At 70.1% G+C, this 15,009-nt stretch carries 15 protein-coding genes and 1 riboswitch; of the genes, 4 read left to right on the top strand and 11 right to left on the bottom strand.

Features of this window, described 5'->3' with window-relative positions; all coding sequences use genetic code 11:
• The first annotated feature begins 43 nt into the window (after positions 1–43).
• From ACIRR9_RS24545 to ACIRR9_RS24535, 3 genes are read left to right on the top strand one after another with little or no spacing between them, the layout of a single operon-like run.
• Positions 44–319 (top strand): type II toxin-antitoxin system Phd/YefM family antitoxin, encoded by a 276-nt coding sequence (locus ACIRR9_RS24545; protein ID WP_403755462.1) that lies wholly within the window; start codon positions 44–46, stop codon positions 317–319.
• Positions 225–566: a type II toxin-antitoxin system RelE/ParE family toxin gene (locus ACIRR9_RS24540; RefSeq protein WP_403755731.1), complete on the top strand. Its 342-nt coding sequence runs from the start codon at positions 225–227 to the stop codon at positions 564–566. The genes ACIRR9_RS24545 and ACIRR9_RS24540 overlap by 95 nt, the downstream gene beginning before the upstream one ends.
• Before the next feature lie 48 nt (positions 567–614).
• Entirely contained in the window at positions 615–1,190 is a 576-nt protein-coding gene (locus ACIRR9_RS24535) for a hypothetical protein (protein WP_403755459.1), read from the top strand.
• A gap of 7 nt (positions 1,191–1,197) precedes the next feature.
• On the opposite strand, the gene ACIRR9_RS24530 is transcribed toward ACIRR9_RS24535, so the two are convergent.
• The 11 genes from ACIRR9_RS24530 to thrC form a co-directional block, all read right to left on the bottom strand.
• Positions 1,198–1,806, bottom strand: coding sequence for a TIGR03086 family metal-binding protein (locus ACIRR9_RS24530; protein WP_403755457.1), 609 nt, complete (start codon positions 1,804–1,806; stop codon positions 1,198–1,200).
• 77 nt (positions 1,807–1,883) lie between these two features.
• Positions 1,884–2,528 carry a TetR/AcrR family transcriptional regulator gene (locus ACIRR9_RS24525; protein ID WP_403755728.1) on the bottom strand — a complete coding sequence of 215 codons (645 nt, stop codon included), beginning with the start codon at positions 2,526–2,528 and terminating at the stop codon, positions 1,884–1,886.
• Between the two features lie 87 nt (positions 2,529–2,615).
• Complete coding sequence (locus ACIRR9_RS24520) at positions 2,616–4,169, bottom strand: carboxylesterase/lipase family protein (RefSeq protein WP_403755454.1); 1,554 nt, start codon at positions 4,167–4,169, stop codon at positions 2,616–2,618.
• A 228-nt stretch (positions 4,170–4,397) separates the two neighbouring features.
• Positions 4,398–5,873: an MFS transporter gene (locus ACIRR9_RS24515; RefSeq protein ID WP_403755452.1), complete on the bottom strand. Its 1,476-nt coding sequence runs from the start codon at positions 5,871–5,873 to the stop codon at positions 4,398–4,400.
• A gap of 160 nt (positions 5,874–6,033) precedes the next feature.
• The gene (locus ACIRR9_RS24510) at positions 6,034–6,906 is read right to left on the bottom strand and encodes a metallophosphoesterase (protein WP_403755449.1); all 873 of its coding nucleotides are present in this window, start codon (positions 6,904–6,906) and stop codon (positions 6,034–6,036) included.
• A gap of 82 nt (positions 6,907–6,988) precedes the next feature.
• Entirely contained in the window at positions 6,989–7,582 is a 594-nt protein-coding gene (locus ACIRR9_RS24505; RefSeq protein ID WP_403755446.1) for a GNAT family N-acetyltransferase, read from the bottom strand.
• A gap of 346 nt (positions 7,583–7,928) precedes the next feature.
• Positions 7,929–9,056: an NADH:flavin oxidoreductase gene (locus tag ACIRR9_RS24500; protein WP_403755443.1), complete on the bottom strand. Its 1,128-nt coding sequence runs from the start codon at positions 9,054–9,056 to the stop codon at positions 7,929–7,931.
• Positions 9,057–9,310: 254 nt separating this feature from the next.
• Positions 9,311–10,933 (bottom strand): chaperonin GroEL, encoded by a 1,623-nt coding sequence (gene groL / locus ACIRR9_RS24495; protein ID WP_403755440.1) that lies wholly within the window; start codon positions 10,931–10,933, stop codon positions 9,311–9,313.
• A 352-nt stretch (positions 10,934–11,285) separates the two neighbouring features.
• Positions 11,286–11,492 (bottom strand): cold-shock protein, encoded by a 207-nt coding sequence (locus tag ACIRR9_RS24490; RefSeq protein ID WP_019057200.1) that lies wholly within the window; start codon positions 11,490–11,492, stop codon positions 11,286–11,288.
• Between the two features lie 469 nt (positions 11,493–11,961).
• Positions 11,962–12,237 carry a MoaD/ThiS family protein gene (locus ACIRR9_RS24485; RefSeq protein WP_123976082.1) on the bottom strand — a complete coding sequence of 92 codons (276 nt, stop codon included), beginning with the start codon at positions 12,235–12,237 and terminating at the stop codon, positions 11,962–11,964.
• Positions 12,238–12,350: 113 nt separating this feature from the next.
• Positions 12,351–13,640, bottom strand: coding sequence for a threonine synthase (thrC, locus tag ACIRR9_RS24480; protein WP_365345378.1), 1,290 nt, complete (start codon positions 13,638–13,640; stop codon positions 12,351–12,353).
• Between the two features lie 17 nt (positions 13,641–13,657).
• A riboswitch (SAM riboswitch) is annotated at positions 13,658–13,832 on the bottom strand.
• A gap of 157 nt (positions 13,833–13,989) precedes the next feature.
• On the opposite strand from thrC, the gene ACIRR9_RS24475 reads away from it, so the two are divergent.
• Positions 13,990–14,934, top strand: a complete 945-nt coding sequence (locus ACIRR9_RS24475; protein WP_365345376.1) for a glucosyl-3-phosphoglycerate synthase — start codon at positions 13,990–13,992, stop codon at positions 14,932–14,934.
• The last annotated feature ends 75 nt before the right edge of the window (positions 14,935–15,009 follow it).

Genomic DNA, 15,009 nt, shown 5'->3' with positions numbered 1-15,009 from the left:
CGCAGTCCGACTGTACACACCTGCAGGTGTGTACACTTTTTTCATGGAGACGTATCCGCTTGTGGAAGCCCGGAACCAGCTCGGTCAGCTTGTCGGCCGGGTCCGGCACGGGCAGGAGCACATCCTGATCACCGAGTACGGCAAGCCCGCCGCCGCTCTCATCCCCATAAGCGAGCTTGAGGAACTGCAGAGGCTCCGGGACGAAACCGACATTGCTGAAGCGCGTGCGCGTGAGGCGAGTCGCTCCGGACCCTCGATGGCGCACGACGCGTTCATGGCACAGCTGGAGGAAGAGGACCGCCGCGAGGCCGCTTCGTGATCCACGCGGTGGTGTGGGAACACCACGCCATGAACGAGTTCCGGCGGCTCCGGGCAATCGATCCCGTAGGTGCCAAGGCGACTGCCGCAGCCGTTCGTGCGCTTGCCGAAGACCCCGCCCGGAGTCGGCTCGTGCGCTCGGAACGTCCGGGTACTACCGACTGCGCATCGGCACTTGGCGGGTGCCGTATCGGCCGGACGGCGACACCGTCACGGTCTGTGTACTCAAGGTCGGTCGCAGCACCTGACATCACTCTCCAGCGGCGTTGTCAGCGCCCTGTGCAACCCTGGTTCACATGAACCACTCCCAGCTCACCGCTCTGGGCCGTGCCCTCCGTGTCATCGGCGAGCACGGGGAGGCCCTGACCGGTGACACACCCGACGCCAAGCTGCACGAGGTGAAGGACGACCTGCGGCGCGCCCTCGATCTGCTGGAGGAGAGCGTCAGCGCGGCCGCCCCCACCACCAGGTGCGCGGAGCATCCGCAGGGGCCCGTGGACGAGAGCGCCCCTGATCTGTGTCTGCTCTGCGAGACGCGGCGGCGGGCCGCGCGGCGGTCTGAGTACGCGGGTGGGCCCCGGCCCGTTCCGGGAGAGACCGTCAGTCCCTCCATGTCGCGTTACGGGGTGCGGGCCGACCGGCCGCAGCCGCAGCAGCGCTGGCTGCCGGAGGCGTGGAACGGCCGGGAATGGGAGCTGTGCGGCACGCCCCGTCGCGACCGGCGCGAGGCCGAGCTGTACATCGCCGCCCAGCGGCGCGGATCCCGGCCGGCGATGGCCTACCGGCTCGTCCACGAGTTCACCGACTACGAGGTGCTCCGGGTCTGGGGCACTCCCGTGCACGTGGACATCGAGCCCCTCGGCAACCTCTAGGGCGCCCTCACCCGCGGGGCGGCCGCCACTCCGGGTCCCTGCCCAGCAGCCGCAGCGTCTCCTCCAGCGGCCCGGCCCCCGCGGGCACCTCCCTCGCGGGCGCGAAGGCGAAGCCCGGCCCCCGCCGCGCCGGATCGGCCGGGACCAGCCGGGCGACGGCGAGCGCCGCACCGAGCACGTCGTCCGGTAGCTCCACCGCCACTCCGAGCGTGGCGGCGACGTCCCAGGCGTGCACCACGTAGTCGACGAAGTGGAAGCTGATCGCCTGCCGCCCGGAAAACGTCCCGCCCAGCTCCGGCAGCGCGAACTCCCGTCCATCCACGCCCGGTTCGCCGAACGCGCCGAGTACCTGCGCCGCGGCCGCCCGGTGCAGCCGTACCGGCTCGCTCATGTCCTCCGGCTCGCGCCAGTGGGCGGCGCCCTCCCCCGCACCCCGTGCGGCGGCCGCGAAGCCGTGGTGCTGGGCCGCCATGTGCGCCACGAGCCGGCGCAGCGTCCACCCCGCACACGGCGTGTCCCGCTCCCAGTCCTGGCCGCCCGCCAGATCCACCACCCGAACCGCCTCACGCACGGCGATCCGGTCCAGCTCGACGATGTCCGCTCCCGTGACAGTCATGGCCCGATCCTAAAACTATGCGAACGATCGTGCTAGTTGTTTGGGGCGGTTCAGGCCATCACAATTCGCCGTGGAAATCATGGGACTTGGGGGACAGGAACCAAATCGACCGCCGCCGCCCGCAGCCGTGCCGCGATCCCGACCCGGGCCCGCCGGTACGCGGTCTCCTCGGCGTGCAGTACAGCGACCCCGTTGGCCGTCTCCATCAACGCGATGAGCTCGAAGGCGAGTTGGGGTACATCGGTGTCCTCGTGCAGCTCGCCCGCGGCACGCGCCTCCGCGACAGTGCGCTCCACATACGCCGACCAGTCGCGCTGGGCCCTGACCACGGCGTCGTGCACCGGCCCCGGGCGGGCGTCGAACTCGGCGATGACCTCGTAGAAGAAGCAGCCACCCGGGAAGACCCGCCCCCGGGAGTATTCGAGCCACCCCTCACACAGCCGCCATACCCGCAGGACCCCCGCAGGGTGCGTCATCACCGGGCGGACCACCCGCTCGGTGAAGATGCGTCCCGCCTCCCGCACGGTGGCGAGTTGCAGTTCCTCCTTGGACCCGAAGAGCGCGAACACACCGCTCTTGCTCAGCCCCAGCTCCATCGCCAACCGCCCTACGGACAACGCCTCCAGCCCTTCGACGGACGCGATCCCGACGGTCCGGTCCAGCACCAACTGGCGCGTCCTGTTGCCCCGTTCGACCCGTCCGTCCAGTCGGGGCATGGATATGTCCTTGTCTGTCACGCAGGAAACAGTAGTGCGCGCCCCCGGTGATCCGGGGGCCGTCGCCGGTCGCCGTCTCCCAACCCCGCCCGGTCAGCGCAGCAGCGGCGAGGGCACGAAGTCGCACCCCTCCCACAGCTGCCTGCTCGTCTCCTCCGGGTACGCCGTGACCGCCGGGGTCGTGTCCAGGACCTGCGTGCTGCGGTCCGTCGTGTCGTACGCCGGCCAACCCGGGTCGCCCGTCCTCGCGAACGCCGTCCACGCCGTGCGGAAGCGGGTGGACAGGGCCTCGGCCTCGGGGGTGACGCCCGCGCCCGCCCAGAGGAGGTTGGCGAGGTCCGCCTCGAACGTGCCGAAGAGGAGGGGGATGTCCAGGCCGTGGCAGGCACCGAGCACGCCGCCGCTGCCAGGGGCGCCCCAGGTCAGTTCGTACAGGTGCGCCCGGCCGCCGCCTGCCACCTGCGCCTCCGCCAGCCGCAGGGACGGCATGGCGAACAGCCAGTCCGTCTGCACCCGTTCGTACAGCTCGCCCGCCGATGCCTCCGGGAAGGCCGCGCGGTAGGCCCGCTCCCCCGCCTCGCCGCCCGGTGCGAACAGACGCAGTGCGCCGGTCGCCTGCTCCTCCGTGATGCTGCCGTACATCCCGCCCATGACCAGGAAGAGCCGGAACTCGTCGCGGTTGTGGCCCACCAGGAGGTCCACGTCCCGTGCGGAGCCGGAGGCGAGCGCCTGCCAGGGGGTGGTGGGCAGGACGTCACCGTCGACCACCGGGGAGAAGGGGGTGACCGTCGGCGCTATCCGGCCCCAACGGTCCACGTACTGGAGCATCTTGGCGCCGAGCGCCTGTCCGACGTCCGGCAGCCGGCGCGGGTCGGTCGTCGCGAGGTCGGCCACCGTGGGGCGCAGGCCGGCCTCGGCCGCGAGGGCCCTGCCGATGTCCTCGGCGAGTTCGAGGGAGAAGAACGTGCCGGGCACGCTCTGGGCGACCGCCCGCCGGAACAGGCCCCGGGCCCTCGGCATGGCGAGCAGCGAGGAGACCGACCCGGCGCCCGCCGACTCGCCCATGACCGTGACCAGGTCGGGGTCACCGCCGAAGGCCGTGATGTTCTCCCGCACCCACTCCAGCGCGGCCACCTGGTCCAGCAGGCCCCGGTTCGCGGGCGCCCCCTCGATCTGGGCGAAACCCTCCATGCCGACGCGGTAGTTGAGGGTGACCACGACCACGTCGCCGTCGCGGGCGATGCGCTGGGCGTCGTAACCCGGACTGCCGGAGTGGCCCAGCTTGTACGCGCCGCCGTAGATCCACACCATGACCGGGCGGCGGGCGGACGGGTCCGGGGCGGGTGTCCACACGTTCACCGTCAGCCAGTCGTCGCCCTCGAGGGCCTCCAGTACGCCCGTGCGTCCCTGGATACCCAGGTCCTGCGGTGGCGGCGGGCCGAAGGCGTACGCCTCGCGCGTGCCGTCCCATGCCGTCGCCGGGCGCGGCGCGGCGAACCTCAGCTCTCCCACGGGGGGTTCGGCGAACGGTATGCCCCGGAAGACCGCGAGGCCGTTCTCCTGTAGGCCGCGTACGGAGCCGGTGACCGTCCGTACGACAGGGCCGTCGGAGGGGACAGCCGACTGCGGGGCGTTGTTCGTCGTCATCGTCGCTCGCTTTCGCGTCGGGGTGGTTCGCATGGTGGTCGGGTGCGGGTGGGTGGGTGGGGGCTGGTCGCGCCCACGCGGCGGAACCGCATGTCGGACACGGCCCCGCGCCCCTGAAGGGGCGCTTCGGTTGCCGGTTGCTCGTGAAACGGGTGGGGGTTCATGGAAGTGCCGGGCGGCCCTCACCCGATGGGGTGAAAGCCGCCCGGCGGATGGCCAACTGCCCGGTTACGCCTTCGCGCCGACCGTCTCGGTCTCGCGGTCGTCGTCCGCCGCGGCCCCCGCGGCCGTCTTCTGGCGCGGGATGAACGTGGCGACGAGGAAGGCGAGCAGCGCGGCCCCGGCACCGATGGCCATGACGACCTTGAAGCCGTTCTCCGAAGCGAGCGCGTGGCCGCCGAAGTCCGTGGTCATCTGCGACAGGATGACGCCGGCGATGGCGCTGGCGAAGCTGGTGCCGAGGGAGCGCATCAGGGTGTTGAGGCTGTTGGCCGCGGCCGTCTCCGACGGGTCGACCGCGCCCATGATCAGGGCGGGCAGGGCGCCGTAGGTGAAGCCGACGCCGGCGCCGATGATGCAGGAGACCAGGATGAGGTGCCAGACCTCGGACATCAGGACGATGTTCAGGGCGTAGCCGGCGGAGACGATCAGCGCGCCGATCATCAGGGTGATCTTGGGGCCCTTGGCCTGGGTGAGCTTGGCGGAGGCGGCGGACATCGCCATCATCACCAGGCCCTGGGGGGCGAGGACGAGGCCGACGGTGAGCATGGACTTGCCGAGGCCGTAGCCGGTCTGCTCGGGCAGCTGGAGCAGCTGCGGCAGGACCAGGGACATCGCGAACATCGAGAAGCCGAGGGCGATCGAGGCGAGGTTGGTGAAGAGGACCTGCGGCTTGGCGGTCGTACGGAGGTCGACCAGCGGCTGCCTGGAGCGCAGCTCCCAGAAGCCCCAGGCGAGCAGGATCACGACGGCGGCGGTGCCCAGGCCGAGGGTGGTGCCGGAGGTCCAGCCCCAGGTGGCGCCCTTGGAGACGGCGAGCAGCAGCGCGACCAGACCGGCGGACAGGCCGAGCGCTCCGGCGAGGTCGAAGCGGCCGCCGGTGCGGACCTTGGACTCGGGCACGATGAGGAGGACCAGGACGAAGGCGACGGCGCCCAGGGCGGCCGAGGTCCAGAACAGGATGTGCCAGTCCCACTTGTCGGCGATGAAGGCCGCGGCGGGCAGTCCGAGCGCGCCGCCGACGCCGAGCGAGGCGCTCATCAGGGCGGTCGAGCCGGCCAGCCGGTCGGCGGGCAGCGCGTCCCGCATGATGCTGATGCCGAGCGGGACGACGGCGGCCGCGAGACCCTGGAGCGTACGGCCGATGATCATCGGGACCAGGGAGTCGGCCAGCGCGCAGACGACCGAGCCGGAGACCAGGAGCACGATGCTGGTCAGGAGCATGCGCCGCTTGCCGATCATGTCGCCGAGGCGGCCGACGACCGGGGTGGCCACCGCGGCGGCCAGCAGGGTGGCGGTGACGGCCCAGACGGTGTTCGAGGCCGAGGCGTGCAGCAGGGTGGGCAGTTCCGGGACGATCGGGATGACCAGGGTCTGCATCAGCGAGACGACGATCCCGGCCAGGGCCAGCACCGCCACCACGGCGTTCGGCCGCGGCGGGGCGGATGTTCCCGCCGCGGCGGGTCGGGTGAGGGCGTCGGACATGGGAGCGGGCCTCCATCGGACGGGCTCGACGAGCGAGATCTTGACTGCTTGACTTAAGCAACCTTAGGTCGATTGATTGAGTTAAGCAAGTTAATTCCGGGACGGCGGCGCTGACCTGCGACAACGCGGTCGCTTGGAAGCGGAGAAGCGGTTGCGTCCCTCAGCCGTGCTCGGCGACGAACGTCCGGGCCTGCTCCTCGTCGATCTCGTAGACCGTCTCGTGGGCCTGCGGATCCCGCGCGTGGAAGGTGTGGAACATCGGGCTCGCCGGACCGTCCAGCTCCACCAGCGACGCCGACGCGCCGCGCACCGCCCGCTCTCCCCCGGCCGCCACGGTCAGGTCGATCCGGTTGACGACCCCGGGCGTCACCCACACCGGCACCGACTCCAGCAGGCCGAAGAGCTGGAGGTGGTAGTGCCCGGCGAGGATCACCCGTACGTCGCTCCCCCGGAGCACCGCCGCCAGGTCGCCGGGGTCACGGAGCCCGAAGGCCTGCTGGGTCGCCGAGAGGCCGAGGGCGAAGGGCGGGTGGTGGAAGGCGAGGACCGTGCCGCGCTCGGCCGGGCCGCGCAGCACCTCGCGCAGCCACTCCAACTGGGCCGTACCCAGGCGGCCGTAGACCTTCCCGGGCACGAGCGAGTCCAGGGTGACGAAGCGCCGGCCGCCGACCGAACTGACGGCGGCGCGCTCCTCCGGCCCGAACACCAGCTCCGCGCGGTCGGTGCCGTCGGCGGCCAGATGCCCGCTGCCCAGCACCTTGGCGAAGGCCTCGCGTTCGTCGTGGTTGCCTGTGGTGTAGATGGCGGGGATGCCACGGGCCTGCGCATACGCGCCGATCAGCGTGCGCAGGGTCGTGTATGCCTCCACGGCGCCGTCGTCCGCGAGGTCGCCGGTGACGACGACCGCGTCGAGGCCCTGGAGGTGGCGGAGTTCGTCGAGCATCAGCCGCAGGGACGCGGTGGCGTTGACGCCGCGCTTGTTCGGGGCGTCGGTGCGGTCCAGGTGGGTGTCGGAGAGATGCAGGATCCTCATCTTCGTGAGATTAGAAGCCTGCCGGGGCGGTCGGCCAGAAGGACTCGACCGGCCGGACGGGCCTGGCAAACAGACCTGGCGGTCAGCGGGCCGGGCGCCACATCGTGGTCACGGTCTGGCCTCCCGGCGTGACGAGCCGGCCCCGCCGGACGAAGCCCACGCTCTCGTACCGGCGGTCGTTGGCGGGGTTCGTGGACTCCAGATACGCGTTCGCGCCGACGGCGTCGAGCCGGGCCAGCGTGTCTGCCAGGAGTGCCATGCCGAGCCCCTTGCCCCGGTGGTCGGCGTGGGTGGCGAGGAGGGTCAGATGGTAGAAGGGCTCCTCGGGGTGGGCGGCCCCGAAGCCCGCCTCGGTCTCCTCGACCGCCCGCGCCACCTCGGCCCCGGCGACCCGCTTCATCAGTTCGCCCCGCCCCCGCTCCTCCTCGTCGGTCAGCTCGACACCGCCCGGCGGGATCCAGACGGCCACCGCCTCCGCGCCCGGCGTCACGAACGTCCACGGGTAGCGCAGCGCGGAGGCGGCGTAGATCCGCCACAGCTGCGTCATCTGCCCGGCCCGCCGGGGCTCGTCGGGGAAGACGGGGCCCCACACCGGGTCCTGGAGGAAGGCACTGGTCAGAGTGGACACGACGGCGTCGAGATCGGCGGGGGTGGCCGGGCGGAAGGAGTGGCTCATGGGGATGACGGTAACGACGAGGGCTTGAGGCGCTCCCGCTCGCACCCCCCTGCGCTGGGCCGCCACCGGCCGCTCTTCCCTCAGGTTGACCAGGTATACAGCGGGGGTGCGAACTCCTACGACCACTGCAACGCGGACCGCGCCGACCGCACAGGCCGGGCGCCCCGCGCCGCGCCCGGCTCGCGGAACGACGACGTCGTCGTGAGGAACCGCCTGATCAATCGGGCGCCCTCCCGCGGTCGCCTGACCGCGGCGGGCGTCGGCCGGCAGACCCCGAACGGCCGGGACGCAGGACGTCCCGGCCGTTCGTGTGAGAGCAGGTGCTCAGCTCAGCGTCTGCAGGTGCTCAGCTCAGGGTCTTGAGGGCCGCCGCGTCGTACGACGTCAGTTCGTCCGTGCGGCCGGCGAGGACCTTCGACGCCCACTCCGGGTCCTGGAGGAGGGCGCGGCCGACGGCCACCATGTCGTACTCCTCGCGCTCCAGGCTGTCGAGGAGGTCGTCGATGTTCTTGACCGGGGAGCCCTCGCCCATGAAGCCCTTGATGAAGTCGCCGTCGAGGCCGACCGAGCCGACGGTGATGGTGGGCTTTCCGGTGAGCTTCTTGGTCCAGCCGGCCAGGTTGAGGTCGGAGCCCTCGAACTCGGGGAGCCAGTAGCGGCGGGTCGAGGCGTGGAAGACGTCGACACCGGCGGCGGCCAGCGGCGTGAGGATCGCCTCCAGCTCCTCGGGGGTCTCGGCGAGACGGGCGTCGTAGTTGTCGGACTTCCACTGCGAGTAACGGAAGATGACCGGGAACTCCGGCGACACCGACTCGCGTACGGCGGCCACGATCTCCGCCGCGAACTTCGTGCGGGCGACCGGGTCGCCGCCGTACGCGTCGGCGCGGCGGTTGGTGCCCGCCCACAGGAACTGGTCGAGCAGGTAGCCGTGGGCACCGTGCAGCTCGACACCGTCGAAGCCGATGCGCTCGGCGTCGGCCGCGGCCTCGGCGAACGCGCGGATGACGTCGTCCAGGTCCTGACGGGTCATCTCCTTGCCCTCGCCCTCGGTCCCGTCCAGGCGGATGCCGGAGGGGCCGACGGCGGGGGCGTCCGCGAACGGCGGCTGGCCCTGCTTGCGGACCATGCCGATGTGCCACAGCTGCGGGACGATCGTGCCGCCGGCCGCGTGCACGCCCTCGGCGACCTTCGCCCAGGCCGCCAGCTGCTCCTCGCCGTGGAACCGCGGGATGCGACTGCTCTGCCCGGCCGAGTCGTGGCCGACGTACGTCCCCTCGGTGACGATCAGACCGACACCGGCTGCGGCCCGGCGCGAGTAGTACGAGACCACGTCCTCGCCGGGGACACCGCCGGGGCTGAACTGGCGGGTCATCGGCGCCATCACGATCCGGTTGGGGACCGTGAGCCCGTTGAGGGCGATGGGACGGGAGAGGATCTCGGCCGCGCGGGAGGCGGGGGGCGTGGTGACGGTCACGTGGGGGGCTCCTCGTGAAGTAGGGCGTGTGTCCGGGGGCGAATACCAGATGGTATGTGCACGCGCATCGAGTGCGCGTCTGTGCACAACGAACTGCCCGGAGGTGCGCATTCCCGCTTCCGCGCGGATGCCGTGTGACACCGGACACGGACCCGTGCCGCACGGACCCGTGCCGGGGAAACGCCCGAGGGCGGCACCCCCCGCCGTAGCAGGGGGTGCCGCCCTCGGAAAGGACGAGCCGATCCGTTGCCGGATCAGAAGTCCATGTCACCGCCCGGCATGCCGCCCGGAGCGGCCGCGGAGGCCTTCTCCGGCTTGTCGGCGATGACGGCCTCGGTGGTGAGGAACAGCGCGGCGATGGAGGCGGCGTTCTGCAGCGCAGAGCGGGTCACCTTCGCCGGGTCGATGATGCCCTCGGCGACCAGGTCGACGTACTCGCCGGTCGCGGCGTTGAGGCCGTGACCCGGGGTGAGGTTGCGGACCTTCTCCACCACGACGCCGCCTTCGAGGCCGGCGTTGACGGCGATCTGCTTCAGCGGGGCCTCCAGGGCGAGCTTCACGGCCTGCGCGCCGGTCGCCTCGTCACCCTCCAGCTCCAGCTTCTCGAAGACCGCGGCGGCCTGGATGAGCGCCACGCCGCCACCGGCGACGATGCCCTCCTCGACGGCCGCCTTCGCGTTGCGGACGGCGTCCTCGATGCGGTGCTTGCGCTCCTTGAGCTCGACCTCGGTCGCGGCACCGGCCTTGATGACGGCGACGCCACCGGCGAGCTTGGCCAGGCGCTCCTGGAGCTTCTCGCGGTCGTAGTCCGAGTCGCTGTTCTCGATCTCGGCGCGGATCTGGTTCACGCGGCCCTGCACCTGCTCGGAGGAGCCGGCGCCGTCGACGATGGTGGTCTCGTCCTTGGTGATGACCACCTTGCGGGCCTTGCCCAGCAGGTCGAGGGTCGTGTTCTCCAGCTTGAGACCGACCTCCTCGGAGATGACCTCGCCGCCGGTGAGGATGGCGATGTCGTTCAGCATCGCCTTGCGGCGGTCGCCGAAGCCCGGGGCCTTGACGGCGACGGACTTGAAGGTGCCGCGGATCTTGTTGACGACCAGGGTCGACAGGGCCTCGCCCTCGACGTCCTCGGCGATGATCAGCAGCGGCTTGCCCGACTGCATGACCTTCTCCAGGAGCGGGAGCAGGTCCTTGACGGAGCCGATCTTCGAGTTGGCGATCAGGATGTACGGGTCGTCGAGGGACGCCTCCATACGCTCCATGTCGGTGGCGAAGTACGCCGAGATGTAGCCCTTGTCGAAGCGCATACCCTCGGTGAGCTCCAGCTCCAGACCGAAGGTCTGGGACTCCTCGACGGTGATGACGCCTTCCTTGCCGACCTTGTCCATGGCCTCGGCGATGAGCTCGCCGATCTGGGTGTCGGCGGCGGAGATGGAGGCCGTGGAAGCGATCTGCTCCTTGGTCTCGACATCCTTCGCCTGCTCCAGCAGGGCACCGGAGACGGCCTCGACGGCCTTCTCGATACCGCGCTTCAGGGCCATCGGGTTGGCACCGGCGGCCACGTTGCGCAGACCCTCGCGGACCAGGGCCTGGGCGAGAACGGTCGCGGTGGTCGTACCGTCACCGGCGACGTCGTCCGTCTTCTTGGCGACTTCCTTGACCAGCTCGGCGCCGATCTTCTCGTACGGGTCCTCGAGCTCGATCTCCTTGGCGATGGACACACCATCGTTGGTGATCGTGGGGGCGCCCCACTTCTTCTCGAGGACGACGTTGCGGCCCTTGGGGCCGAGCGTCACCTTCACGGCGTCCGCGAGCTGGTTCATGCCGCGCTCGAGGCCGCGCCGCGCCTCCTCGTCGAACGCGATGATCTTGGCCATGTGAAGTGGTCCCTCCAGGACTGGGGGTGAGTCAGTCTTCGGACCGCGCCCGCGCCCGCGACGGACGGCTCACCGGCCCGTGGGTTCCTTTGCCCCACCCGGCCTGCGGGCCTCACCGACCCGGTCCTTCTTTGTCACTCTCACCTTCAGAGTGCTAACGCCAATGATTAGCACTCGCCCATGCCGAGTGCAAGCGCCTCCCGGGGATCGGGCCCCTGGAGTCAGGGCCGCCGAGGGGCCGCCGAGCGCCCGCCGGCGGGCTGCCGCCGGGCATGCCGAAGGGCTCGTGCCCCAGGAGGCACGAGCCCTTCGAAGAAATACAGAAGAACGTCGCTGTCAGTCGGCGCGTGCTTCAGCTGGTCGCCAAGCGGACCATGTCCGCCTGCGGCCCCTTCTGGCCCTGCGAGATCTCGAAATCGACTCGCTGACCCTCTTCCAGGGTGCGGTACCCGTCCATCTGGATCGCGCTGTAGTGGACGAAAACATCCGCACCACCGTCGACCGCGATGAAGCCGTACCCCTTCTCCGCGTTGAACCACTTGACGGTGCCCTGAGCCATGCCTAACTCCCCTATTACTGGCCCTTGCACAGATCCACACTTCGCGGATCCGGGTCAGACCTCACCCCCCAATGGTTGGGGGCGTGCGCCGGAACGCGTCGACCGCGGCTGAATGTATCTGTCCAACTGCCGTCTGCAACAGGTCAATCGGACGAGAATTCTGGACGGGAAGGGTCCGGAATGTAGCGAGAATTCGGCCGAATTCAGGGCAAGTCGGGCCCTATAAAAGCCGCAAAAGCCGCATATAACCCGCACACTTTGGCTACTTCTTGGCGGGCTAGCGGTATCGAATAACAGGGCCCGCGACCCGGAGATCGGGACCGTGTTCCCCAACTCTACCGCGCTCAACCACACAGAATTGCCCCCTCCGCTTCTCTCACGGAGGGGGCAATCCGATGAACAATCGGTGATGGCTGTTACCGAAGGTAATGTTCGGTCATTCGGCCATCACGTCAGGCAGGTCAGCGGCTCAGCCGCCGGCGACGGCCGGGATGATGGAGACGCCGGCACCGTCCGGGGTGGCCGTCTCCAGGCCCTGCTCGAATCGCACATCGTCGTCATTCACGTAGACGTTGACGAACCGGCGCAGCTTGCCCTGGTCGTCGAGAACACGCGCGGCGATTCCCGTGTGGTTCTGCTCCAGGTCGGCGATGACCTCACCGAGGTTCGCGCCTTCGGCGGTGACTTCGGCCTGGCCACCGGTGTAGGTGCGCAGGATGGTGGGGATGCGAACGGTGACACTCACGTTTGAACCTCCGGTAGCTGTAGCACCCCTTCAAGGGCGCGGGACTGAGTCGATGTGCGGCTACCGCCGCGCGGGCGCGACCAGCCCCGACCGGCCCGCAGAATGACGACTGCCTACTGGGCCAGCCCGGCCTCACGGAACGACTCGAGAGTGGGCCGAATAGTCGCCGTCAGCCCGGTCTCCGCGACAGCGTCCAGCGTCTTCAGTCCATCACCGGTGTTGAGTACGACAAGCGACTTCGCCGGGTCGATGAGCCCGTTCTCGATGAGCTTCTTGGTGACTCCGACCGTCACACCGCCGGCGGTCTCCGCGAAGATCCCCTCGGTCCGTGCGAGCAGCTTGATCGCGTCGACGACCTGCTCGTCGGTCACGTCCTCCACCGCACCACCCGTACGACGGGCGATGTCGAGGACATAGGGACCGTCGGCCGGATTGCCGATGGCGAGGGACTTCGCGATGGTGTTCGGCTTCTGCGGACGGACCACGTCGTGGCCCCCCTTGAAGGCCACCGACACCGGCGAGCACCCCTCCGCCTGCGCACCGAAGATCTTGTACGGCTTGTCCTCGACGAGCCCGAGCTTGATCAGCTCCTGCAGACCCTTGTCGACCTTGGTGAGCTGCGAGCCGGAGGCGATCGGGATGACCAGCTGGTCCGGGAGCTGCCAGCCGAGCTGCTCGCAGATCTCGTACGCCAGGGTCTTGGAGCCCTCCGCGTAGTACGGCCGCAGGTTGACGTTGACGAAGCCCCAGCCCTCGCCGGCCGGGTCGCCGATCAGCTCGGAGCAGAAGCGGTTCACGTCGTCGTAGTTGCCCTCGATGCCGACGAGCTCGCCGCCGTAGATCGCGGCCATGACGATCTTGCCCTGCTCCAGGTCGTGCGGGATGAACACGCAGGAGCGGAAGCCGGCCCGGGCGGCGGCGGCGCCGACCGCGCCGGCCAGGTTGCCGGTGGAGGAGCAGGAGAGCGTGGTGTAGCCGAAGGCGCGCGCGGCCTCGACGGCCTGGGCGACGACCCGGTCCTTGAAGGAGTGCGTCGGGTTGCCGGAGTCGTCCTTCACGTACAGCCCGCCGGTGACACCGAGTTCCCGCGCCAGGTTGTCGGCCTTGACGAGCTTGGTCCAGCCGGGGTTGATGTTCGGCTTGGTCGCCACGTCCGCGGGGACGGGCAGCAGCGGCGCGTAGCGCCAGATGTTCGCGGGTCCCGCCTCGATCTGCTTCCGCAGCTCCTCGGTGTCGTAGTCCGAGAAGTCGTACGCGATCTCGAGCGGGCCGAAACACTCCTCGCAGGCGAACACCGGGCCGAGGGGCACACGGTGACCGCACTCGCGGCAGCTCAGGGCCGTGGCGGGACCGAGGTCGACGGTCGTGGAGTCGGTGGTGGTGGCAACAGTCTGCGCAGCCATGGAGGCGAGGCCCTTTCTCCTCATCTTCCTCACGACGCATCTCGCCGTGAGACGGATTTGGCACCTTCCCTAGCCGGGAGCCTCGCGGACGATCGACAGTGACCGGAGCGGTCGACGACGGATCTACGAGTACCGACTGGAGGGTTGCCGGGGCTTCATCGGGCCGTATCCCTCTGCCCCTCTGGATGAGCTGTATTCGGTTGTCAACGCACGGTGACCGCACGACATGCGATGGTCATCGGCGTTGTTCAAGACTGTAACCGAAGGCCAGGACAGTTGAGAGAGTCGTCCGTACCGCGAGATGGATCACACTTGGCAGTGTGACCGTGACAGTGAGGAGCCGCTGACTGTGCTGGAAGAAGTCGAGCGCTGGCTGGCCACCCGCTCCTGGTCCGTGAGCGACCGCCCCCTGCACCGGATACTCGCCGCCAAGCAGCGCACCGGGCAGTCGGTCTCCGTCGTGCTGCCCGCGCTCAACGAGGAGGAGACGGTCGGCGACATCGTCGCGATCATCCGCCACGACCTGATGCAGCAGGCGCCGCTCGTCGACGAGATCGTGGTCGTCGACTCCGGCTCCACGGACCGCACGGCGGCCGTGGCCGCGGCGGCCGGCGCCCGGGTCGTCCACCGCGACACGATCCTCCCGCGCATCCCCGCCGTCCCCGGCAAGGGCGAGGTCCTCTGGCGCTCCCTCCTGGTCACCACCGGGGACATCGTCTGCTTCATCGACGCGGATCTGAGGGACTTCTCCTCCGACTTCGTCTCCGGGATCGTCGGCCCGCTGCTGACCGACCCCGGCGTGGACCTGGTCAAGGCGATGTACGACCGCCCGCTGGCCGGTGCGGCCGGGCAGGGCGGCCGGGTCACCGAGCTGATGGCCCGTCCGCTGCTGAACATGCACTGGCCGCAGCTGGCCGGTTTCGTGCAGCCCCTGGGCGGCGAGTACGCGGCCCGCCGCTCCCTGCTGGAACAGCTCCCCTTCCCGGTGGGGTACGGGGTCGAGCTGGGCATGCTGGTCGATGCCCTGCACCTGGTGGGGCTGGACGCGCTGGCGCAGGTGGACGTGGGTGTCCGCAAACACCGCCACCAGGACGGCCAGGCCCTCGGCCGGATGTCCGCCGCGATCTACCGCACGGCGCAGCTGCGGCTGGCCCGCGGCCACCTGATCCGCCCCTCGCTCACCCAGTTCGAACGGGGCGAGGACGGCTTCGAACCGCGCACGTACTCCGTGGACACGGAGGAACGGCCGCCGATGGTGGAGATCGCGGAGTACGCCGAGCGCCGGGTGGCGTGACTTCGACGGGCGTTCCGTATACGGCCGCCGGTCGGGCGTAGCCGTACGTTTGAGCGTTTCCGGGCCGGGCTAGGT

Source organism: Streptomyces sp. NPDC101234 (genome assembly GCF_044767525.1).
GTDB lineage: Bacteria > Actinomycetota > Actinomycetes > Streptomycetales > Streptomycetaceae > Streptomyces > Streptomyces sasae.
This window is presented reverse-complemented; position numbering and strand designations above follow the sequence as displayed.